Source organism: Streptomyces sp. NPDC000134, assembly GCF_042899225.1.
GTDB lineage: Bacteria > Actinomycetota > Actinomycetes > Streptomycetales > Streptomycetaceae > Streptomyces.
Genome location: NZ_JBIAZN010000024.1, coordinates 35770 through 56519 on the forward strand (window position 1 = coordinate 35770; position 20750 = coordinate 56519).

The 20750-nt window shown below is 73.1% G+C and carries 22 protein-coding genes; 12 read left to right on the plus strand and 10 right to left on the minus strand.

Going from position 1 to position 20750, the window contains the following annotated elements; genetic code table 11:
* Positions 1-56: 56 nt before the first annotated feature.
* Together ACFY32_RS29125 and ACFY32_RS29130 are read right to left on the minus strand one after the other, a co-directional pair.
* Complete coding sequence (locus ACFY32_RS29125; RefSeq protein WP_359199499.1) at positions 57-1001, minus strand: aldo/keto reductase; 945 nt, start codon at positions 999-1001, stop codon at positions 57-59.
* A gap of 87 nt (positions 1002-1088) precedes the next feature.
* Complete coding sequence (locus ACFY32_RS29130; RefSeq protein WP_390675802.1) at positions 1089-2474, minus strand: MFS transporter; 1386 nt, start codon at positions 2472-2474, stop codon at positions 1089-1091.
* A gap of 104 nt (positions 2475-2578) precedes the next feature.
* Between ACFY32_RS29130 and ACFY32_RS29135 the strand changes: the two genes are divergently transcribed.
* A complete protein-coding gene (locus ACFY32_RS29135; RefSeq protein ID WP_359199505.1) occupies positions 2579-3097 on the plus strand; it encodes a MarR family transcriptional regulator in 519 nt (172 codons plus the stop codon).
* 67 nt (positions 3098-3164) lie between these two features.
* Here ACFY32_RS29135 and ACFY32_RS29140 read toward each other — a convergent pair whose 3' ends face one another.
* Genes ACFY32_RS29140 through ACFY32_RS29150 form a run of 3 tightly spaced genes read right to left on the minus strand, consistent with a single transcriptional unit; the run spans position 3165 to position 5636 of the window.
* Positions 3165-4061, minus strand: coding sequence for an alpha/beta hydrolase (locus ACFY32_RS29140; RefSeq protein WP_359199508.1), 897 nt, complete (start codon positions 4059-4061; stop codon positions 3165-3167).
* Positions 4058-5032 (minus strand): amidohydrolase family protein, encoded by a 975-nt coding sequence (locus ACFY32_RS29145; protein ID WP_359199511.1) that lies wholly within the window; start codon positions 5030-5032, stop codon positions 4058-4060. The genes ACFY32_RS29140 and ACFY32_RS29145 overlap by 4 nt, the downstream gene beginning before the upstream one ends.
* Before the next feature lie 43 nt (positions 5033-5075).
* Complete coding sequence (locus ACFY32_RS29150) at positions 5076-5636, minus strand: quercetin 2,3-dioxygenase (RefSeq protein ID WP_390675803.1); 561 nt, start codon at positions 5634-5636, stop codon at positions 5076-5078.
* Between the two features lie 100 nt (positions 5637-5736).
* Between ACFY32_RS29150 and ACFY32_RS29155 the strand changes: the two genes are divergently transcribed.
* From ACFY32_RS29155 to ACFY32_RS29195, 9 genes are all read left to right on the plus strand, one after another.
* Positions 5737-6639 (plus strand): helix-turn-helix domain-containing protein, encoded by a 903-nt coding sequence (locus tag ACFY32_RS29155; RefSeq protein WP_390675804.1) that lies wholly within the window; start codon positions 5737-5739, stop codon positions 6637-6639.
* Positions 6640-6955: 316 nt separating this feature from the next.
* Complete coding sequence (locus ACFY32_RS29160) at positions 6956-7828, plus strand: SGNH/GDSL hydrolase family protein (RefSeq protein ID WP_390675805.1); 873 nt, start codon at positions 6956-6958, stop codon at positions 7826-7828.
* A gap of 186 nt (positions 7829-8014) precedes the next feature.
* A complete protein-coding gene (locus ACFY32_RS29165; protein WP_390675846.1) occupies positions 8015-9256 on the plus strand; it encodes a PP2C family protein-serine/threonine phosphatase in 1242 nt (413 codons plus the stop codon).
* 124 nt (positions 9257-9380) lie between these two features.
* Positions 9381-10037, plus strand: a complete 657-nt coding sequence (locus ACFY32_RS29170; protein ID WP_359199524.1) for a maleylpyruvate isomerase N-terminal domain-containing protein — start codon at positions 9381-9383, stop codon at positions 10035-10037.
* A 58-nt stretch (positions 10038-10095) separates the two neighbouring features.
* Positions 10096-10554, plus strand: coding sequence for an Rrf2 family transcriptional regulator (locus tag ACFY32_RS29175; protein ID WP_359199527.1), 459 nt, complete (start codon positions 10096-10098; stop codon positions 10552-10554).
* Positions 10555-10725: 171 nt separating this feature from the next.
* Positions 10726-10833: a putative leader peptide gene (locus ACFY32_RS29180; protein ID WP_359199530.1), complete on the plus strand. Its 108-nt coding sequence runs from the start codon at positions 10726-10728 to the stop codon at positions 10831-10833.
* A 145-nt stretch (positions 10834-10978) separates the two neighbouring features.
* On the plus strand, positions 10979-12082 hold the full coding sequence (locus ACFY32_RS29185) for an aliphatic sulfonate ABC transporter substrate-binding protein (RefSeq protein WP_359199533.1): 1104 nt from the start codon (positions 10979-10981) through the stop codon (positions 12080-12082).
* Between the two features lie 41 nt (positions 12083-12123).
* Positions 12124-12921 (plus strand): ABC transporter ATP-binding protein, encoded by a 798-nt coding sequence (locus ACFY32_RS29190; RefSeq protein ID WP_390675806.1) that lies wholly within the window; start codon positions 12124-12126, stop codon positions 12919-12921.
* Positions 12908-13819, plus strand: a complete 912-nt coding sequence (locus ACFY32_RS29195; RefSeq protein ID WP_359199539.1) for an ABC transporter permease — start codon at positions 12908-12910, stop codon at positions 13817-13819. The genes ACFY32_RS29190 and ACFY32_RS29195 overlap by 14 nt, the downstream gene beginning before the upstream one ends.
* Positions 13820-13879: 60 nt before the next feature.
* On the opposite strand, the gene ACFY32_RS29200 is transcribed toward ACFY32_RS29195, so the two are convergent.
* Together ACFY32_RS29200 and ACFY32_RS29205 are read right to left on the minus strand one after the other, a co-directional pair.
* A complete protein-coding gene (locus ACFY32_RS29200; RefSeq protein ID WP_359199541.1) occupies positions 13880-14749 on the minus strand; it encodes a glutathione S-transferase C-terminal domain-containing protein in 870 nt (289 codons plus the stop codon).
* Positions 14750-14920: 171 nt separating this feature from the next.
* Positions 14921-16168, minus strand: a complete 1248-nt coding sequence (locus tag ACFY32_RS29205; protein ID WP_359199763.1) for an acyl-CoA dehydrogenase family protein — start codon at positions 16166-16168, stop codon at positions 14921-14923.
* Positions 16169-16475: 307 nt separating this feature from the next.
* Here ACFY32_RS29205 and ACFY32_RS29210 point away from each other — a divergent pair, with 307 nt between their 5' ends.
* Positions 16476-16952 (plus strand): carboxymuconolactone decarboxylase family protein, encoded by a 477-nt coding sequence (locus ACFY32_RS29210; RefSeq protein WP_359199544.1) that lies wholly within the window; start codon positions 16476-16478, stop codon positions 16950-16952.
* A 37-nt stretch (positions 16953-16989) separates the two neighbouring features.
* Positions 16990-17913 (plus strand): RNA polymerase sigma-70 factor, encoded by a 924-nt coding sequence (locus ACFY32_RS29215; protein ID WP_390675807.1) that lies wholly within the window; start codon positions 16990-16992, stop codon positions 17911-17913.
* 6 nt (positions 17914-17919) lie between these two features.
* Here the strand turns inward: ACFY32_RS29215 and ACFY32_RS29220 are convergent, their stop codons facing one another.
* Genes ACFY32_RS29220 through ACFY32_RS29230 form a run of 3 tightly spaced genes read right to left on the minus strand, consistent with a single transcriptional unit; the run spans position 17920 to position 20731 of the window.
* Positions 17920-18903, minus strand: a complete 984-nt coding sequence (locus ACFY32_RS29220) for an ABC transporter substrate-binding protein (protein ID WP_390675808.1) — start codon at positions 18901-18903, stop codon at positions 17920-17922.
* Between the two features lie 53 nt (positions 18904-18956).
* Positions 18957-19721: an amino acid ABC transporter ATP-binding protein gene (locus ACFY32_RS29225; protein ID WP_390675809.1), complete on the minus strand. Its 765-nt coding sequence runs from the start codon at positions 19719-19721 to the stop codon at positions 18957-18959.
* Positions 19718-20731, minus strand: coding sequence for an amino acid ABC transporter permease (locus ACFY32_RS29230; protein ID WP_390675810.1), 1014 nt, complete (start codon positions 20729-20731; stop codon positions 19718-19720). The genes ACFY32_RS29225 and ACFY32_RS29230 overlap by 4 nt, the downstream gene beginning before the upstream one ends.
* Positions 20732-20750 lie beyond the last annotated feature (19 nt).

The following is a 20750-nucleotide window of genomic DNA, read 5'->3' on the forward strand; positions in this document are numbered from 1 at the left end:
TCCGTCACGCTAGGCGGGGCCGGTGGCCGGCGCTTCTCGATTCCTGACCGGTGCGGCTACGCCGACGCCTCGGTCAGCTTGGCCACGTCCTCGTCGGTGAGCCGCAGGTCGGCCACGCCCAGCAGGGCCGGGAGCTGCTCGACCGTGCGGGCCGAGGCGATGGGGGCGACCACGGTGGGCTGGGCGGAGAGCCAGGCCAGGGCGACGGTGGCGAGGGGGACGGCGTGGGCACGGGCGACCTCGTCCAGCGTGGTGAGGACCTTCTGGCCGCGTTCGGTGGCCAGGTGCCGGGCGGCGCCCTCGGAGCGCGCGCTCTCCACGGTGGCGCCGGGGCGGTACTTGCCGGTCAGGAAGCCCGAGGCCAGCGAGTAGTACGGCAGCGCGGCCAGCCCCGCCGCCCGGGCGACGTCCTGAAGCGGACCCTCGTAGGTGTCGCGGGAGACGAGGTTGTAGTGCGGCTGGAGGGCGACGTACCGGGCGAGGCCCTCGCGCTCGGAGAAGTCCAGGGACTCCTTCAGCCGCTCGGCGGAGATGTTGGAGGCGGCGATCTGGCGTACCTTGCCGGCCCGTACGAGGTCGTCGAGGGCGCCGATGATCTCCTCGACCGGCACCTCGGGCTTGTCGTAGTGGGTGTAGTACAGGTCGATGTGGTCGGTGCCGAGCCGCCGCAGCGAGGCGTCGGCCGCCGCCTTGATGGTGTCGGCGCTCAGACCCTGGTGGTCGGGGTGCTGGCTCACCTTGGTGGCGATGACGACATCGGCACGCTTGCCCCGCTGCTTCAGCCACTTGCCGATGATCGTCTCGGACTCGCCGCCCTGGTTGCCCTCGGCCCAGGCCGAGTAGACGTCCGCGGTGTCGATGAAGTTGCCCCCGGCCGCCGTGTAGGCGTCGAGGACCGCGAAGGACTGTGCCTCGCCGGCGGTCCAGCCGAAGACGTTGCCGCCGAGAGCGAGCGGGAAGATCTCAAGATCGGAGGTGCCGAGCTTGTGCAGTGAAGTCATGCCTCCAATACAACACCAGCGGCGGAAAGGATCACTCCCCTGGCGTGTTTTTCCCCGGCCCGTCCCGGGACGGACGCCGGGAATCGGTCACGCCGTGCGGTCGTGCACGCGGACGCCGAGGACGACCACGGCCAGCGAGACCACGCCGGCCAGGGCGGCGCCCCAGATGCCCGCCCGGACGCCGAGCGGCAGCAGGATCGCGGCGGCGAGCGCGGCGCCCAGTTCCCGGCCGCCGGCGGTGACGCCCGAGGCGACGCCTTCCTTGCCGCGCCGGGCGCGGGCCAGCCCGGCCGCGGACGTCGTGGGGACCAGCAGCCCCCAGCCCGCGCCCAGCAGCACCAGGGGGGCGACCAGGGCGCCGTACCGGTCGAACAGCGGGGGCAGCACGGCCAGGACGGCGGCGACCAGCACCGAGCCGAGGATCATCGCGCCGCGCACCCCGAGGCGGCCGATGATCCGGCCGGCCGCGAGCGCGGAGACGATGTTGCCGCCGGCCAGCGGCAGCAGCGCGAGCCCGGCCTGGAAGGGCGTCATGCCCAACTCGTCCTGGAACCCCATGCTGGTGATGTAGAGGGTGCCGAAGAAGGCGGCGGTGCCGACCACCGTGACCACGGCGTTGGCGCTGAACGGCACGTCCCGCAACTGGCCGAGCGGCAGCATCGGCGCGGACGAGCGCCGCTCCACCCGGCCGAACAGCCGGACCGCCGCGCAGACCGCCACCGCGCCGGCGGCGAGGACGGCCGGCGGCAGGGCCCGCCAGTCGTGCGCCAGGAAGGCGACGAGGCCGAGCAGCACCACCATGACCAGCAGTCCGGGCAGGTCCAGGCGGGCCCCGGCGCCGCGCAGCAACGGCAGTACGGGCCGCCCCACCAGGGCGAAGAGGACGGCCAGGACGGCAACGGCGAGGAACATGGCGCGCCAGGAGGAGACGGAGACCAGGGCGCCGCACAGCACCGGGCCGAGGGCGGCGCCGAGCGCGTTGGCGCCGGCCCAGATGCCGATGGCCCAGGAGAGCCGTTCGGGCCGGTCCCGGTAGGCGGACTGGATCAGCGCGAGCGCCGACGGCAGGACGAGCGCGGCGCCCATGCCCTCGCCGAAGGTCCCGGCGACCACCACGGCCACGGTCGGAGCGGCGGCGGCGACGAGGCCGGCCAGGGCGAAGACGCCGAGGCCGGTGAGGAAGATCCGGCGGGCGCCGAACCGGTCGGTGAGCGCTCCCCCGGTCAGCGACAGCATGGCGAAGGCCAGGGTGTAGCCGGACAGGACCCAGCCGATCGCGGTGTCCCCGGCGTCGAAGGTGGACCGGATCGCGGGGGACGCGATGTTGAGGCCGGAGGTCAGCAGGATCACCAGCAGGGTGCCGAGGCTGGTGCTGGCCAGGACCGTGCCGGGCGAGCGGCGCCGGGGGGCGACGGCGGCACGGTCCGCCACGCCGGTGCCGGTGGCCTGGGGGGAGGGGGGATCGCTGCGCATACCGGCGACGATATAGATAGTTCGCGAACGAATCAAATGCGGGACAGTGCCCTGAACTGGCACTTGTACGCTGAGGTCGGGGCGGAAGAAAGGGAGCGAACTACATGTCTGAGGCCGAGACGGACGCCGTCGACGAGGCGACGGCGCAGTGGGCGGCGGCCTGCCCCCGCCTGGACGTCACGCCCGGCGAGGTCCTGGCCCGCGTCCAGCGGTTGGGCCAGGTGATCGAGGAGGCGCAGAACCGCCGGCTCCGCCGCCGCTCGGGCATGGTGGTGAACAACCTCGGGGACTTCGACGTCCTGCGGGCGCTGCGCCGCGCCGGCCCTCCGTACGCCCTGACGCCCACGCAGTTGCGGCGGGCCATGCTGGTGTCGGGCGCCGGGCTCAGCGGGCGGCTGAACAAGCTGGAGAAGGAGGGGTGGATCACCCGCGAGGCGTCTCCGGACGACGGGCGGTCCTCCCTCGTACGGCTGACGCCCGAGGGCGTCGCGGACCTGGACCGGGACCTCGAAGGGCATTACGCGTTCGAGTCCGATCTGCTGCGCGCCCTGGACCTCGACCGGCGGCGCGAGGTGGCCGACGCCCTGCGCGCACTCCTCCTCGACCTGGAGGAGCGCCTCTGAGCCGCCCGTGACGGCAGGGGCCGGGGACGGCGTACGTCCCCGGCGGCCCTGCCGTCCGCCGGTCCGCTCAGCCGGTGGTGCAGCGGCGCGCGAAGTCCACCGTGCGGGCGAAGCAGTCCGCCACCTCCTCGTCGGACAGGCCGACCCACAGATGGTCGCCGCCCGCGAGCAGTCGCAGCTCGGGCCGGTGCCCGGCGCTCCGCAGCGCCTCGGCCAGGCGCACCGACTGGCGGGCCGGCATCAGGACGTCGTCGGCGCCGTGCAGCAGCAGGAACGGCGGCGCCCCCGCCCCCACGTGGGCGACCGGGCTGGCCTCCCGCGCGGCCCCGGGCCGGTCCGCCGGGGCCCCGCCCAGCAGCAGTGCCTCGAAGGTGCCCGCATCGCGGGGGTCGTACGCCTGCGGGGGCCGGTCCTCGGCGAGTCCGGGCAGGTCGGTCGGGGCGTACCAGGTGACGCAGCCGGAGACGGTGCCCGGCGGCCGGGTGAGCGCGGTCAGCGCGGCGAGGTGCCCGCCGGCGGACTCGCCCCACAGCACGGTCCGTCCGGCGTCGACACCGAGTTCCCCGGCGCGGGCGCCCAGCCAGTCCAGTACGGCGGCCAGGTCGTCGCGCTGGGCGGGGTACGGGGCCTCGCCGCTGAGCCGGTAGTCGGGACAGGCCACGGCGAACCCGGCCCGCGCCAGTCGGGCGAAGGGGCCCGGCCGCCAGTGGCGGAAGCGGGGGCCGAGATCGTCGCGGAGTCCGGTGCGCCAGGCACCGCCGTGCGCGAACACGACCACCGGCACCGGCCCGGCCGCGCCCTCGGGCAGCCACAGGTCGACCGTGAGGGGACGGCCGCCCTCGGGGACGGCGTACACCGCGCCGCGCAGCAGCCGTACGCCCTCGGCGGGGCGGGCCGGGTGCGGCAGGGGCAGCACGGCCGGGTCGGGCGGGGCCAGCAGATGGAACGGGAAGGGGTCCGTCACCGCCGGGACTCCGCGGCGCGGGGCAGCAGACGGTGGGCGTTGGCCGTGGTGAGGGCCCGCCAGCTTCCGGCGCCCTCGGGTGCGCGGGCCGCGTCCAGTCCGGCGATGTGCTGCTCGACGCCCGCGGCGGGGGTCCAGCAGTGGTCGCTGCCGTAAAGGATGCGGTCGGTGCCGACCAGGCTCAGCAGGGCGGGCAACTGGCGGGGCAGGGCGGGGCCGGCCAGGTCGTAGTAGAGGCGGCCGAGCTGCTGCACGGCGTCGGGCGCGGCGGTGCCCGGCGGCATGAACATCTTCATGAACCCGTTGATGCGGTCGGCGAGCACCGGCAGGGCGCCGCCGCAGTGCGGGACGATCACCGTGAGGTTCCGGTACCGGTCCAGGGTGCCCGCCATGAGCAGGTCGGTGACGGTCCGGGCGGTGTCGAAGACGAACTCGACCATCGGGCGGGGCCGGCCGAGGGCGGACCGCTCCCAGCACACGGGCGAGGTGGGGTGCAGGAACACCACCGCGCCCCGCCGGTCCAGCTCGGCCCAGACCGGCTCCAGGTCCGCGTCGCCCAGGTAGGTGCCGTGGGTGTTGGTCTCCAGGACCACTCCGTCGGCGCCCAGGGTGTCGTAGGCGTGGGCGATCTCGGCCAGGGCGCCGTCGACGTCCGGCAGCGGCAGGGACGCGAACAGGCCGAAGCGGTCCGGATGTTCGCGGACGACGTCGGCGCCGTCCTCGTTGACCTCGCGGGCCAGTCGGCGGGCGGCGGTGTCGTCGCCGAAGTGGACGCCCGGGGAGGACACGGACAGCATCGAGGTGGCGATGGAGCAGCGGTCCATCAGCTCCAGATGGGCCGCGGCCGACCAGGCGGGCCACGCGGGCACCCCGTCGGGGTGGTCGTGGCCGGCGGCGCGGGCCCGGCGGACGTAGGAGTCGGTGACGAAGTGGGCGTGGACGTCGACGTACCCGGGGGTGTCGGATGGCACGGGGTGCTTCCCTTCTCGGCGGCGGACGGCGGGGCGGGGGCGGTCAGCTCCCGGTGCGCCACTGGTGGCCGGGCAGGAAGGTCACGTCGTACCGCTGCGGCACGGTGCCGAACTTGTGCGGCTCGGGGACGAACGGCCGCTGCGGGGGCAGGAGTTCGTCCGTGGGCGTGCCGAGGTTCTCGAAGAACCGCTCGAAGGTGCCGTTCGGTCCGGCGGCCACGCCGACGACCCGGCTGTGGTGGCGTTCGATCCGGTAGGCGTGCACGCAGCTCTTGGGGACGAACCCGAAGTCGCCCTGGGTGAGCAGCTTCTCGTACTGCTCGCCCTCCAGGTCCTCGACGAACAGGCGGACCGCGCCGTCGGTGATGTAGAAGACCTCGTAGGTGTCCGCGTGGGAGTGGGCGGGGATGGTGTCGCCCTTGGGCCCCTCGACCGTGAAGAAGTTGAAGGTGTTCTCCGTCTGCTCGCCGCCGGCGTAGACGGTGATCAGGTCGGTGAAGAGGTGGGCGCGGTCGCCCATGCCCTTCTCGATGAAGTACGGCTTCCCCGGCTCCGGCGGGATGTGGGAGCGCTCGCGGTAGCGGGTGGCGAACTCGATGGTCATCGTCGATCCTTCCTGAGGACGGAGCCGGCACGCGGCCAGGAACCTGCCGACCAACCTAGGACCGGCCGCCGGGGGTGCCCGGAGTACACTCGGCCACGGGATGAAGAAAAACGGTCAGATCGCCGCGGGACGCGGCGCCACCGGCATCCCGGCCGTGTCCTACCGGCCCAGCCCCGGCAGGCAGCCGGGCCTGGAGGTGCTGGACCTGCCCGGACTCGCCGCCCGCGCCGCCGAGCGCGAGCGTCCCCTCACGGTGCCCGCGCGCCCGGCCTTCCATCTGATCGTCGCGCTGCGCGGCGGGCGGGTGGAGTGCTCCGTCGACTTCACCGCGTACACCCTCGGCCCCGGTGACTGGCTGTGGGTGTGGCCCGGTCAGGTGCTCCAGTTCCCCGCCGGGCACGACGGCGGCGACGGCACCGTGCTGGTCTTCCCCTCCGGCTTCCCCAGCGCGGCGACCGACGCGCTGATCCGGGACGGCGAGCACGTCCCGCACCGGCTGATCAGCCCCGGCGAGCGGCACCAGGCGAGTCTGCTGCGCGTCCTGGACACCCTGGTCGAGGAGCACGCCTGTCTCACCGGCATGTCGCTGGAGGCGCACGGCGAGATGCTGCGCAACCTGCTGTCGGTGATCCTCCTGCGGCTCTCCCACCTGGCCGACCCGAGCCGGGAGACCCGCGGCGGCGACGAACCGTTCCGCCGGTTCCGGCAGGCCGTCGAGGAGGACTTCCACCGCACCCACCGGGTGGAGGACTACGCGGCCCGGCTCGGCTACAGCCCCCGTACGCTGACCCGCGCCACCCGGGCCGCCCTGGGCTGCGGCGCCAAGCGCTACATCGACGAACGGGTCCTGCTGGAGGCCAAGCGGCTGCTGATCCACACCTCGCTGCCGCCGGCCGTCATCGGCGAACGCGTCGGCTTCGCCTACGCCACCGTCTTCAGCGCCTTCTTCCGCCACCACACCGGCATGACCCCGACCGGGTTCCGGTCCCTGACGAAGACCTGACCGCGCCCGCCGCCGCGTGAGCCGGGGCGGCCGGACGGGCACGGCGGGCCGGGCGGGCCGGGCGGACGAGGTGCGGCGCGTCAGCGCGGTGCCGCTCGCCGGGCGGGCCGCAAGAAGTCCGGTCGCCCGTGTTGACTCCGTGTCTCACGGGACGCACATTACTAAGCGGTGTTACCTCGCGGTAACGCCCTCGGCTCCCCGTGCCGGGCCGCACGCGACTCGTCACGCCCCCGCAGACGGCAGCACGCCCCCGGGCGGGCCATGCCCCCTGCCCGCACGCCCCGTGTCCCGTCCCACCACCGAGAAGAGGCAGTACATGCCGAAGCACAACGCCTTGCGTGTCATGTCCGTGTCAGTCGCGACGGCGGGGGCCCTGTCCCTCGGCCTCACCGGCCCCGCCGCCCACGCGAGCACGCCGCTCGACTACGTCGCCCTCGGCGACAGCTACAGTGCCGGTTCCGGGGTGCTGCCCGTGGACCTCAGCAACCTGCTGTGTCTGCGCTCCACTGCCAACTACCCGCACGTCATAGCGGCCGGCACCGGTGCCCGCCTGGACGACGTCACCTGCGGCGGCGCCCAGACCAAGGACTTCACCGAGGCCCAGTACCCGGGCGTACCCCCGCAGACCGACGCGCTGGACGCGGGCACCGACCTGGTGACGCTGACCATCGGCGGCAACGACAACGGCACCTTCATCAACGCCGTGACCGCCTGCGGCAGCGCGGGGCTGCTCAGCGGCGGCAAGGGCAGCCCCTGCAAGGACAAGAACGGCAGCACCTTCACCGACCAGATCGAGACCAACACCTACCCCGCGCTCAAGGCCGCCCTGCGCGACGTCCGCGCCAAGGCGCCCGGCGCCCGGGTGGCCGCCCTGGGCTACCCCTGGATCACGCCCGCCACCGCCGACCCGTCCTGCTTCGCCAAACTGCCCATCGCCGCCGGGGACATCCCCTACCTGAGAGACATCCAGGCGCACCTCAACGCGGCCGTGAAGCGCGCCGCCGAGGAGACCGGCGCCGTCTACGTGGACTTCTCCCAGGTGTCCGAGGGACACGACGCCTGCGCGGACCGCGGCACCCGGTGGATCGAGCCGCTCCTGTTCTCCGCCAACCTCGTCCCGGTCCACCCCAACGCCCTCGGGGAGCGCCGCATGGCCGGACACACCATGGAGGTCCTGGGACTCGACTGACCTGGTACGCCACCTTTTCGTCCAGCACCGTGACCGATACCGCACCAGGACGAACAGGAACCGCGGAATCGCCCTGACCATTCGATTCCCTTCAGTCATCACCGTTCAACCGCCGTCCGCCGACGCGTCGCCAGGTGAGAGCCGGGCAGTCGGGGGAAGAAGATGCCCGAGCGGAGGGAGGCGGCGGTGGACGGTGACGAGTTCGGTCTGGGAGACGTGCTGGTGGAGGCCGGCTCGGCCTCTCCCGTGGAGTCGGTCGATGTCGTGGCGCGCCATCTGCAGAAGCGCTTCGGCGCGATGTGCGTGTCCTTCCTCTTCGTCGACCTGATCGGGGAGGAACTCGTCCGGATCACCACCGCCGACGGCCCCCAGCAGGAGCATCCGGAACGGATCGAACTGCGCGGAAGCGTGTACGAAAAGGTCCTCAGATCCCAGCGACTACGGGTGGAACCGGACACCGACGGCGGTTTCCTCGCCATCGCGCCGGTCACCAACCGCGGTGACTGCGTGGGCGTCCTGGAGATGACGCTCCCGCACACCAACCGGAGCGTGCTGCGGGAGGTGAACCGGGCGGCACTGGCCCTGGCGTACATCATCGTGACCGACCGGCGGTTCACCGACCTGTACCACTGGGGCCGGCGGACCACGCCGACCAGTCTCGCCGCCGAGATACAGCACCACCTGCTGCCGTCCGCGTCGTGCTGCGAGGCACCGCAGTTCTCCCTCGCGGGCGGCCTGGTGCCGGCCGACGACATCGGCGGCGACACCTACGACTACGCCCTGGACCGGGACACCCTGCACCTGTCGATAACCGACGCCATGGGCCACGACACCCACTCCGCGCTGCTGGCCACCCTGCTGCTCGGGGCGCTGCGCGGGGCCCGCCGCGCCAGGTGCGACATCGCGGAACAGGCCCGCCGGGCGCACGAGGCGCTGATCGAGCACCACCGGGGCTTCGCCACCGGCCAGTTGCTCCGCGTCCACCTCGACACCGGTGTCGTCCAGCTCGTCAACGCCGGTCATCCGCGCCCCCTGCTGATGCGCGACGGCGTGGTCGAGGAGGTGAAGCTGCGCACCAACCTGCCCTTCGGCGTGCCGTTCCCGCCCACCATGACCCACACCGTCCAGACGCTGCGACTGCGTCCGGGCGACCGGCTGCTGCTGCTCACCGACGGGATGCAGGACCGGGCCGCGGCCAAGGTCGACCTGGCCGCGCTGACCCACGACTGCCGCTCGCTGCACCCCCGGGAGACCGTACGGACCCTGGTGAGCGCCGTGCACGAGGCGTGCCGGGGACGGCTCAGGGACGACGCCACCGTGCTCTGCCTGGACTGGCACGGCACCCGGCCGGGCGGCCCGGTGCGACCGCCCGACCGGGAGGACGAGGTCTGGTCGGCCCTGGGGCTCCAGGGCGGCGGGGCCGAGTAAGGAGACCTCCGCCCGGCGACGGCCGGGCGCGCCTCCGGCCCGACGGCGACGCCCCCCCCACCGCCCCCCTCCCCCGCTGTCCGACCGTTGCCCGTCCCCCGCGCGGGGCACTACCGTGCCGGGGATGGATCTCTTCTCGCGCTCCTGGTCGGCGTTGCGCGCGGCGGTGGCCGGCCTCGCGGACGAGGACTTCGCGCGGCCGTCCGGCTGTACCGGCTGGCTGGTGCGGGACCTGGTCTGCCACCTCGTCGTCGACGCCCAGGACGTCCTGATCACGCTGGTCACCCCGGCCACGGCGGAACCGACCCGGGACGCGGTCACCTACTGGGACGTCGGCCGGACACCGCCCGCCGGCGACGACCCGCTCGACGCGCTGACCGTGCGGCTGGCCGCCGCGTACCAGGAGCCGTGGCTGCTGAGGTTCCACCTGGACGACGTGGGGTCCGCCGCCGGCCGGGCCGCCGCGCTCGCCGACCCGGGCCTGCGGGTGAGCACCCGCGACCAGGTGCTCACCGCCGGCGACTACCTCTCGGCGTACGTCCTGGAGTGGACCCTGCACCACCTGGACCTGGTCGCGCACCTCCCGGACCGGGCGGGGCCGCCCGCGGAGGGGCTCGCCCGGTCCCGGCGGATGCTGGAGCTGCGCACCGGTACGGCGTTCCCCGCGTCGTTCACCGACCGCGAGGCGCTCCTCGTCGGCACCGGCCGGCGCGCCCCGACCGAAGCGGAACGCGCCGCGCTGGGCGGGACGGCGGAGAAACTGCCGTTCGTGATCGGGTGAGCGGCGGCGCGGGCGAGGCCCCGGCGCCCCGGCCGTGACCATGCGGAATAATGCCCGTATGCGGATCTCAGCCAGGGCGGACTACGCGGTACGTGCCGCGCTGCAACTCGCCGCGTCAGGTCACGACGGACCGGTGAAGGCCGAGGCGATCGCCGAAGCCCAGGACATTCCGCACAAATTCCTCGAAGGCATCCTGAACGACATGCGGCGCGGCGGCCTGGTCGTCAGCCAGCGGGGCGGCAACGGCGGCTACCGGCTGGCCCGGCCCGCCGAGTCCGTCAGCATCGCCGATGTCATCCGCGTGGTGGACGGCCCGCTGGTGTCCGTGCGCGGGGTACGCCCCCCGGAACTCTCCTACGACGGCCCTGCTGAATCGTTGCTGCCCCTGTGGATCGCGCTGCGGTCCAATGTGCGGGAGATCCTCGAAGGCGTGTCGCTCGCCGACGTGGCGTCCGCTCAACTGCCCACCGGAGTGCTGGCGTTGACGGACACCCCGGGAGCCTGGACCAACCCCTGATCCGACCCCTGCCTCACCCCTGACTTCGCCCAAAATCCCACTGTGTGAGACAGCGGCGCCCACTATACGGAACACCCCTTGGGGATGCCGTCGCCTTCTGCCACGATCCCTAGCAACCCGGTGGGAAAACTAGGGATCACCGGCGGTTTCACGTCGAGTCGAGGGGGGAACATGGCGCCGCTCAGCCGTACCGGCGGACCGCTGCTCACCTCGCGCCGGCACATCGATCTGCTGCGCACGTCCAGCTCCTGCTGTCGACCCGGCCGCCCGCGCGTCTGAGACCCGCGGCCCGGCGGGGCACCGCGCCCCGGCCGCTCTCCGGCGGTTCGCCGACGCGTGAGCCGCCACCGGCCTCCCGGCGCCCGCACCCACCCCCCACGCACTTCGCAGCACTCCGCACCCATCCGTCGAAAGGACACCTGTCGTGTCTGCCGCAAGACCGTTCACCCTGCGCGCCCTCGCCGCCATAGCGGCGCTTCCCCTTCTGCTGACGGCCTGCGGCTACGGCTCCGAGTCCGACGACGACGACCAGCAGAGCAAGGTCGCCGCCGACGCCGAGAAGCTCTCCGCCGGTGAGGTGCGCATCGGCTACTTCCCGAACCTCACCCACGCCACCGCCCTGGTCGGCGTCCAGGAGGGCTTGCTCCAGAAGGAACTCGGCGGCACCACGATCAAGGCGTCGACCTTCAACGCCGGCCCCTCGGAGATCGAGGCGCTCAACTCCGGGTCCATCGACATCGGCTGGATCGGCCCGTCCCCGGCGATCAACGGCTACACCAAGTCCGAGGGCAAGAACCTGCGGATCATCGGCGGTTCGGCGTCCGGCGGCGTGAAGCTGGTGGTGAACCCCGAGAAGATCAAGTCGCTGAAGGACGTCAAGGGCAAGAAGATCGCCACCCCGCAGCTCGGCAACACCCAGGACGTCGCCTTCCTCAACTGGATCGCGGAGCAGGGCTGGAAGGTCGACGCGCAGAGCGGCAAGGGCGACGTCTCGGTCGTCCGCAGCGACAACAAGGTCACCCCGGACGCCTACAAGTCCGGCTCCGTCGACGGTGCCTGGGTGCCCGAGCCGACCGCCTCCAAGCTGGTCGCCGACGGCGCGAAGGTGCTGCTCGACGAGGCCGACCTGTGGCCGGACAAGAAGTTCGTGATCACCAACATCATCGTGTCGCAGAAGTTCCTCAAGGAGCACCCCGACGTCGTCGAGGCGGTGCTGCGCGGCTCGGTGAAGACCAACAAGTGGATCAACGCCAACCCGGACGAGGCCAAGGCGTCCGCCAACAAGGCGCTGGAGAAGCTCTCCGGCAAGGCCCTGCCCGCCGAGGTCCTCGACCCGGCCTGGAAGTCCATCCAGTTCCTGGACGACCCGCTGGCCTCGACCCTCGACAGCGAGGCCGAGCACGCGGTGCAGGCCGGCCTGCTGGAGAAGCCGAACCTGAAGGGCATCTACGACCTCGCCCCGCTCAACAAGGTCCTCAAGGCCGAGGGCGAGCCCGCGGTCGACGACGCCGGTCTCGGCGTGCGGTGACGGCGGACCGGACCGATTGAGGCACCCAGGAGGTGACGACCATGACCACCACGACCGCCAAGGCCGCCGAGGACACCACGGCCGTGCCGCACGCCGCCCGCGTGGCGCACGTGTCGAAGTCCTTCCCCGCCCCGGGGATACCGGGCGGACAGCAGCTCGTGCTGGACGACATCACCCTCGATGTGGCACCGGGTGAGTTCGTCACCCTCCTGGGGGCATCCGGGTGCGGCAAGTCCACGCTGCTCAACCTGGTGGCGGGGCTGGACGCCCCGTCCACGGGCACGATCAGCACCGCCGGCCGGCCCGCGCTGATGTTCCAGGAACACGCCCTGTTCCCGTGGCTGACGGCCGGCCGGAACATCGAACTCGCCCTGAAACTGCGCGGGGTGCCCAAGCCGGAGCGCCGGGGCGAGGCCGAGCGGCTGCTCGAACTGGTCCGGCTGAAGGACGCGCACCGCAAGCGGGTGCACGAACTCTCCGGCGGCATGCGCCAGCGCGTGGCGCTCGCCCGCGCGCTGGCCCAGGACAGCAGGCTGCTGCTGATGGACGAGCCGTTCGCCGCGCTGGACGCCATCACCCGGGACGTGCTGCACGACGAACTGACCCGGATCTGGCAGGAGACGGGGGTGTCGGTGCTGTTCGTCACGCACAACGTGCGCGAGGCGGTGAAGCTGGCCCAGCGGGTGGTGCTGCTGTCCTCCCGGCCCGGACGCGTCGCCCGCACCTGGACGGTCGGCATCCCGCAGCCCCGCCGGATCGAGGACACCGCGGTCGCCGAACTGTCCGCCGAGATCACCGAGGAACTACGGGGGGAGATCCGCCGCCATGGCCGGGACTGAGACCACGAGCACGCCGTCCGAGCGGGGCGTGCGGGACGTACAGGACCTCGCGGGCCTGGAGGCCGGGCTCGACGCGCTGGACACCGCGCCCGTCGACCGGCGTACGCCGCTGCGCGAGACGCTGGTGCGCAAGGTGCTGCCGCCGGTCGGCGCCGTCGCGCTGGTCCTGGTGGTGTGGCAGGTACTGGTGTGGGCGAAGGTGTCGCCGGAGTACAAGCTGCCCTCGCCGTCCGCGGTGTGGGACGAACTGTCCGCCGCGTGGGTGCAGGGCACCCTGCTCGACTACGTGTGGACCTCCGTCTCCCGGGGTCTGCTGGGCTTCCTGCTGGCCCTGGTCATCGGCACGCCGCTGGGTCTGCTGGTCGCCCGGGTGCGGTTCGTGCGGGCGGCGATCGGGCCGATCCTGTCCGGGCTCCAGTCGCTGCCGTCGGTGGCCTGGGTGCCGCCCGCGGTGATCTGGCTGGGCCTGGACGACCGGATGATGTTCGCGGTGATCCTGCTCGGCGCCGTGCCGTCGATCGCCAACGGCCTGGTGGCCGGCATCGACCAGATCCCGCCGCTGTTCCTGCGGGCGGGACGGACGCTGGGGGCGACGGGCCTGCGCGGGGCCTGGCACATCGTGCTGCCGGGCGCGCTGCCCGGGTACCTCGCGGGGCTGAAGCAGGGCTGGGCGTTCTCCTGGCGGTCGCTGATGGCCGCCGAGATCATCGCCTCCTCGCCCGATCTGGGCGTCGGTCTGGGGCAGTTGCTGGAGAACGGCCGCACCAACTCCAGCATGGCGCAGGTCTTCCTCGCGATCTTCCTGATCCTCATCGTGGGCATCGCCATCGACCTGCTGATCTTCAGCCCGCTGGAGCGGCGGGTACTGCGCGGCCGGGGCCTGCTGGTCAGCCGCTGACCGTCCCCGCGTTCCCAGGAAGGCACCGGCCGCGCGGCCGGTGCCTTCCTGCTGCGTGTCTCACACGGCGTCGGCCGGCACCCCGTCGGGCGTGCGGACGCCCCAGTCCAGGATGCGGACCGCCGCTCCGGCCGCCTCCAGGCCCCGGCACTGGGCGTGGTGGCGGCGCGCGATGGCGTCGAGGTCGAGGTGGGCAGCGAAGGCGGGGTGGGCGGCCAGGCGCCGCGCGTAGGCCCACAGGCGCGGGTGGTCGGCGATCCGGTGCACGGCGGCGGCGTCCAGGTGCCAGCGGTGCACGGTGTCCAGTTGCACCAGCGTCACCCACAACTCCACGTCGGCGGCGGTGATGTCGTCGCCGAGCAGGCAGTCCCGGGAGGCGAGCCGCCACTCCAGGGAGCCGAGGACGCGGAGCAGGGCGGCCAGGGCCCGGTCGCGCTCCCCGGGGTCGGCGTCGGCCGCTCCGGCGGTCTGCGCGGCGGCGTTGACGCCACGCGCGCACAGCTCCCGTACGGCGTCGATCTCGTCGTCGGCGCCGCGGGGGTACAGCACCGGTCCGCCGGCGCCGAAGTGCTCCGCGAGGTCGCGCAGGATGTCGGGGGCGTGGGTGCTGACGATCCGGCCGGTCCAGTCGTCGCTCAGCACGGGGGCCGCGGCCGGTCCGGGGTGGCGGTGGGAGCTGGCCTCGTACAGGGGGCGCAGGACGGAGTGCCCGCCGCCCGGCTCGTCGGGCACGTCGGGCAGGAAGGCGAGCGGGAGGGCGTCGTCGAGGCCGAGCAGGCGGTGGGTGATGGCGAGGCCCAGACAGTGCGGACAGGACAGGGACAGGTGGAGGCGGTAGCGGTGGGGCACCGCGTAGTGGCCGCTGCGGGCGTCGCGGCCGATCCGGCCCCGGAACGGCGGCAGGGCGTCTGACGGAGGCGTGGCTGGCATGTCTCTCCCTGAAGGACGGTCGGGTGGATGGCGGGCGCGCGGCGGCGTCGGCGCGGTCCCGGGTACGGCGAGGAGGCGGCGCCGCTGTCCCGGCACCCCGCGTTTTCCTACCGGTTCACTAGGGATACTGACCGAGTGTCGATCAGCCGTCCCGGACCGTCAAGGGCGCGGTCAGGCGGGAAGCGCGAACGGCGGGTGGGTGCCGCTGAGGAAGTAGTCGCCGACCTCGCGCAGTCCATGGGCGACGGGGTGGGAGAGGGTGTGGGTCCGGGCGTTGCGCCAGAAGCGGTCGAAGCCGTGGCGGGAGGAGGCGGCGCCGGGGCCGATGACGTCCAGGGTGCGGGTGGTGACGTCGTGGACGGCCCGCGCGGCGGCGGCCTCGGCGGCGGCGGCGAGCACGGAGATCTCGGCGCACTCGTCGTCGGTGAGGTCCTCGCCCCGGGCGAGGCCGTCGTCCAGGGCGGCGGCGGCCTGGTCGGCCAGGGCGGAGGCGGCGCGGGCGTCGACGGTGAGTTCGCCGTAGGTGACGAGGACGTGGGGGTCCTGGGCCAGGCCGCCCTGCCAGACGGGCACGCCGACCCGGCCGAGGTACCCGGCGCCCGTGCCGTACTCGCCGGCCAGGGTGTGCTCGCGGGCCCTGGTGTACTCCCGGGCCTCGGCCAGGACGCCCTCGGCGATGCCCAGGCAGAGCTGGGCGGAGACCAGGCGCCCGGTGGCGGCGGCCAGTCCGGCGAAGGGGGGCTGGGCGCCCTCGTCGGCGGAGAGCGAGCCCAGCACGGCGTCGTCCGCGACCGGTACGGCGTCGAAGTCGACGCTGCAGTTGCCCGACAGGCGCTGCCCGAAGGCGTCCCCGTCGTCGCCGCTGGCGACGCCGGGGTGGGCGGGGTCGACGAGGACGGCCAGCGGTTCGCCGGTGTCGGAGCGGGCGGCGCGGACCGCGAGCCGGTCGGCGACCCGGGCGCCGCCGACGCCGCCCTGACGGCCGTTCAGCAGGAAGCCGCCCCCGGCGGCCGGGGTCAGGCGCAGCGGCGGCTCGTGGGCGGCGAAGCCCCCGCCCCAGCACCACTGGCCGGCGGCGGACTCCCGGGCGACCCGGTCGGCGAGGTCGGGGCCGGCGAAGAAGCGGGCCGTCCAGGACAGGACGTAATGGCCGCCGAGGAGCTGGCCGATCGCCCCGTCGGCGGCGGCGATCTCGCGGACGACGGCGTGGGCCGTGCTCCAGTCCGCCCCTCCCCCGCCGTGCCCGGCGGGGATCAGCAGGGTCAGCAGCCCGGCCTCGCGCAGTTGGGCGACCTCGTCGAACGGGAGCTTGCCGGCCTGGTCGCGGGCGACGGCGTCGGTGGCGAGGTCGTCGGCCACCTCGCGGGCGATGTGCAGCCAGCGGGCGCGGCCCTGCCGCTCGTCCGGGACCGGGTCCATCGGCGTCACGTCCCTTCCCCTCGCATCAGGCGGTACCGGAGCGCGTGACGGACCGGCACACCGAGTGGACATGTGTTCCATCCTGCGCACCCCGAGCATCCGGAGTCAACGCTTTCCTATAAATCCGGTAGGGATAATAGGCAATAGGGGTCCGCGGGGTCGCGGACCGGCCGCGCGGGCGTCGACTACCGGCCATCCGGGACCGGTTGCGAAGCGGGGAGACGCAGGTCACACCGGCTCGTGTCACAGGGCGCCGGGCTGTCTCGTCCCGTGGGTACGAGCACCGACGATCACACGGGAGCACCCCATGGACGCGCGACTGAACCTCCTCGCCGACCCGGCCGCGGGCGAGATCCTCAAGCACTTCATGTCGGCGGGCCGCGCCGTGAAGAAGACGGCGCTGCCGGCCACCACCCAGGAACTGGTGGCGCTGCGCGTGAGCCAGATCAACGGCTGCGCCGTCTGCGTCGACATGCACACCAAGGACGCCACCGCCGCCGGTGAGAGCGCGGTGCGGCTCAGCCTGGTGGCGGTGTGGCGGGAGGCCACCGTGTTCACCGGCGCCGAGCGGGCCGCGCTGGCCCTGGCCGAGCGGGGCACCCGGATCGCCGACGGGGCCGGCGGGGCCGACGACGAGGTGTGGGCGGACGCCGCCGAACACTACGACGAGTCGCAGCTCGCCGCCCTGGTGATACTGATCTCCTTCATGAACACCGCCAACCGGCTCAACGTCCTCACCCGGCAGCCCGCCCGGGGCGACTACCGGGCCGGGCAGTTCCACTGACCGCGGCGGGGAGCGGGGAGCGAAGGGGAGGGCCGGCGTGAGCAAGGTCGAGGAGTTCGAGGCGCTGCGGCCGCTGCTGTTCTCGATCGCCTACCGCGTGCTGGGCAGTGTGAGCGAGGCGGAGGACGCGGTGCAGGAGACCTGGCTGCGCTTCGACGCCTCCCCGACCCGGCCCGCGTCGGTCAAGTCCTTCCTGTCGGCCACGGTGACCCGCGTCTCGATCGACGTCCTGCGCTCCGCGCGGGTGCGCCGGGAGGAGTACGTGGGTCCGTGGCTGCCCGAGCCGCTGCTCAGCGATCCGTACCAGGACCCGGCGCGGGCGGCGGAGCTGGCCGACTCGGTGTCGATGGCGGCACTGCTGCTGCTGGAGCGGCTCAGCCCGCTGGAGCGGGCGGTGTTCCTGCTGCGGGAGGTGTTCGCCTTCGGGTTCGACGACATCGCGGCGGCGGTGGGGCGTTCGCAGGCGGCCTGCCGGCAGTTGCTGGTCCGGGCGCGCCGGCACATGGACGCCGGCCGGCCCCGGTTCACGGCGGACGGCCGGGAACGCCGGGAGCTGGCGCGCCGGTTCTTCGAGGCGCTGAACGACGGTGACGTGGCCGGGCTGCGGGAGTTGCTGGCCGCCGACGTGCGCCTGGTCGGGGACGGCGGCGGCAAGGCCCCGCAACTGGCCCGTGCCGTCACCGGCGCCCGGAACGTGGCCCATCTGCTGGGCACGGTCTTCCCCTGGCTGCTGCGGATCGACGTCACCTGCGAGCCGCAGGACATCAACGGGCAGCCGGGGGCGCTCTTCCGCGACCGGGACGGCAAGGTGCTGCACGCCCTGGTGCTGGAGGTGGCCGGCGGCCGGGTCCGCACCGTCCGCACGGTGATCAACCCCGACAAGCTCGGCCACCTCGGCCCGGTCGCCGACGCCTGGGCCGTCGACCGGGAGGTGAGGCGGGTCCGCCGCGGCGCGCGGTGACCGCGCTCACCCGTCCGTCTTCGGCAGGCCGGGCGGGTTGATCTCGGAGCCGGTCACCGCCTCGTCGGCGAGGCCCCAGCGGTCCAGCACCTTGGCGTAGGTGCCGTTGCCGATGACCGTGTCGAGGGCGGCGGCGAGCGCGCCGACGAGTCCGTTGTCCTTCTTGGTGGTGGCCGCGATCAGCCCCTGGAGGGTGGCGCCGGCCCCGGAGTACGTGCCGACGACCTCGGTCTGTCCGGTGCCGGCCGCGTGGTAGGCGGCGGTCGGGTTGGGGCCGAGGTAGAGGTCGATCCGGCCGGATCTGAGGGCGAGGTAGCTGTCGCTGTCGTTCTGGTAGTACTTGATGTCCACCGGTTCGCGGCCGGCCTTCTCGTTCTCCTTCGACCACTCGATGAGCAGCTTCTCCTGGTTGGTGCCGCTGCTCACGGCGACCGTCCGGCCCGCCACGTCCTCGGGGCCGGTGACCTTCAGGCCGCTGCCCTTCTTCGCGGCGAAGCCGAGGTTGTCCTCGCGGTAGGTGGCGAAGTCGTACTTCTCCTTGCGTTCCTCGGTGACGGTGATGTTGCTGACGCCGACGTCGTACTTGCCGCTGTCGAGGCCGACGAAGATGTTCTCCCAGGAGACCGGGGTGATGCGCACCTTCAGCCCGAGGACGTCGCCGATCAGGTGGGCGATGTCGGTCTCGACGCCGATGACGGTCTTGTTGTCGGTGGCGTAGAAGGTCAGCGGTGCGGCCGAGCCGGCCGAGGCGACCGTCTTCAGCGTCCCCGACTTCCGTATCCTCTCCGGCACCCGGGCGGCGATGGAGTCGACCTTGCCGGTGGTGATCCGGTGCTGGTCCGGGCTGAGGTCGATCTTCGTGCGGGCGCCGGTCGTGGCCGCGACCTCGGTGGTGCCGCCGTCGGTGGGGTTGCCGCACGCGGTCAGGACGAGGGCGGTGGCGATACCGGTGGCCGTCGCGGCGGTTCGGCGGGCGATGAGGGTGGGCACGGTCGGGCTCCTTGCGTGCGTGCGGAAAGAGAAGAGGCGGGGACGGGAGAGGGTCAGAGGACCTTGGCGAGGAAGGCGCGGGTGCGTTCGTGGCGCGGGGTGTCCAGGACGGCGGCGGGCGGCCCCTGTTCGACGACGACACCGCCGTCCATGAACACCACGGTGTCGGCGACCTCGCGGGCGAAGCCGATCTCGTGGGTGACGACGATCATGGTGGTGCCGGTGCCGGCGAGGTCCTTGATGACGTCGAGGACCTCGCCGACCAGTTCGGGGTCGAGCGCCGAGGTCGGCTCGTCGAAGAGCAGCACCTTCGGTTCGAGGGCGAGCGCGCGGGCGATGGCCACCCGCTGCTGCTGGCCGCCGGACAACTGCCGGGGATAGGCGCCGGCCTTGTCCGCGAGGCCCACCCGGTCCAGCAGCCTGCGGGCCGTCTCCTCGGCCTCCTTGCGCGGGCGGCGCAGCGCGGAGACGGGGGCCTCGACGAGGTTCTCCAGGACGGTCAGGTGCGGGAAGAGGTTGAAGTCCTGGAAGACGAACCCGATCCGGGTGCGCTGCTTCAGGATCTCCTTCTCCTTCAGCTCGTGCAGCTTGCCGCCCGCCCGGCGGTAGCCGACCAGTTCACCGTCGATGCTGATCCAGCCCCGGCTGACCTTCTCCAGGTGGTTGATGGTGCGCAGCAGCGTGGACTTGCCCGAGCCGGAGGGGCCGAGGATCACGGTGACCTGCCCGGCGCGGACCTGGAGGTCGACGCCGCGCAGCACGTCGAGGGGGCCGAAGCTCTTGTGGACGCCTCGCACGTCCACCATCACATCGCTCATCGGGTGCCTTCCAGGGGCTGTGCGGACTTGAGTGCCTTCAGGGGTATGACGGGCCTCTCGCGCCGGGCCGCCGCCGCGCGCACGGCGCGCAGCGACCGCCGGGCGCGCTGGAGCGGGGTGAGCGGCGGGGTGCGGTCGGCGCCGCGGGCGAAGCGGCGCTCGACGTAGTACTGGACGACGGACAGCACCGAGGTCAGCACCACGTACCAGGCGGTGGCGACCAGGAGCAGCGGGACCACCCGGCCGTTGCGGCCGTAGATGACCTGGGCCTGGTAGAACAGCTCGCCGATGGCCATCACGGAGACCACCGAGGTGCCCTTGAGCAGTCCGATGATCTCGTTGCCGGCCGTGGGCAGGATGGCCCGCATGGCCTGCGGCAGCACGATCCGGCGGATCTGCCGCAGCCGGGGGATGCCGAGCGCCGCGGCGGCCTCCAGTTGGCCCCCGTCCACGGAGACGACTCCGCCGCGGACGATCTCGGCGGCGTAGGCGGCCTGGTGGAGGGTGAGGCCGATGACGGCCGCGCCGATGGTGCCGATGAGGCTGTCGCTGTCCACGGACCAGAAGACCGGCCCGAAGGGGATGCCGAGGCCCAGCTCCTCGTACAGGGCGCTCAGATTGAACCAGAACACCAGTTGGACGATCATCGGGATGGACCGGAACACCCAGATGTAGCTCCAGGCGACGGTCTGGAGCAGCGGGCTGCGCGACAGCCGCATGAACGCCAGGACCGTGCCCAGGAGGAAGCCCAGGACGCTGGCGTAGGCGGTGAGCTGGAGGGTGACCCAGACCGCCTGGACGATGGTCTCGGACAGGACGTAGTCGCCGAAGACGCCCCATTCCCAGACCGGGTTGGTGGCCAGGCCGTGCGCGAACTGGGCCACCAGCACGGTCACGGCGAAGGCCGCGATCCACCGGGCGGGGTGGCGGGCGGGGACGACCTGGAGCGCTGCCGGGTCGGTGGCGGGCGGTGCCGCGGGGACGGCGGCGGCGTCGGTGGTGAGTGTCATGGCGGGATTCCCGGTCGGC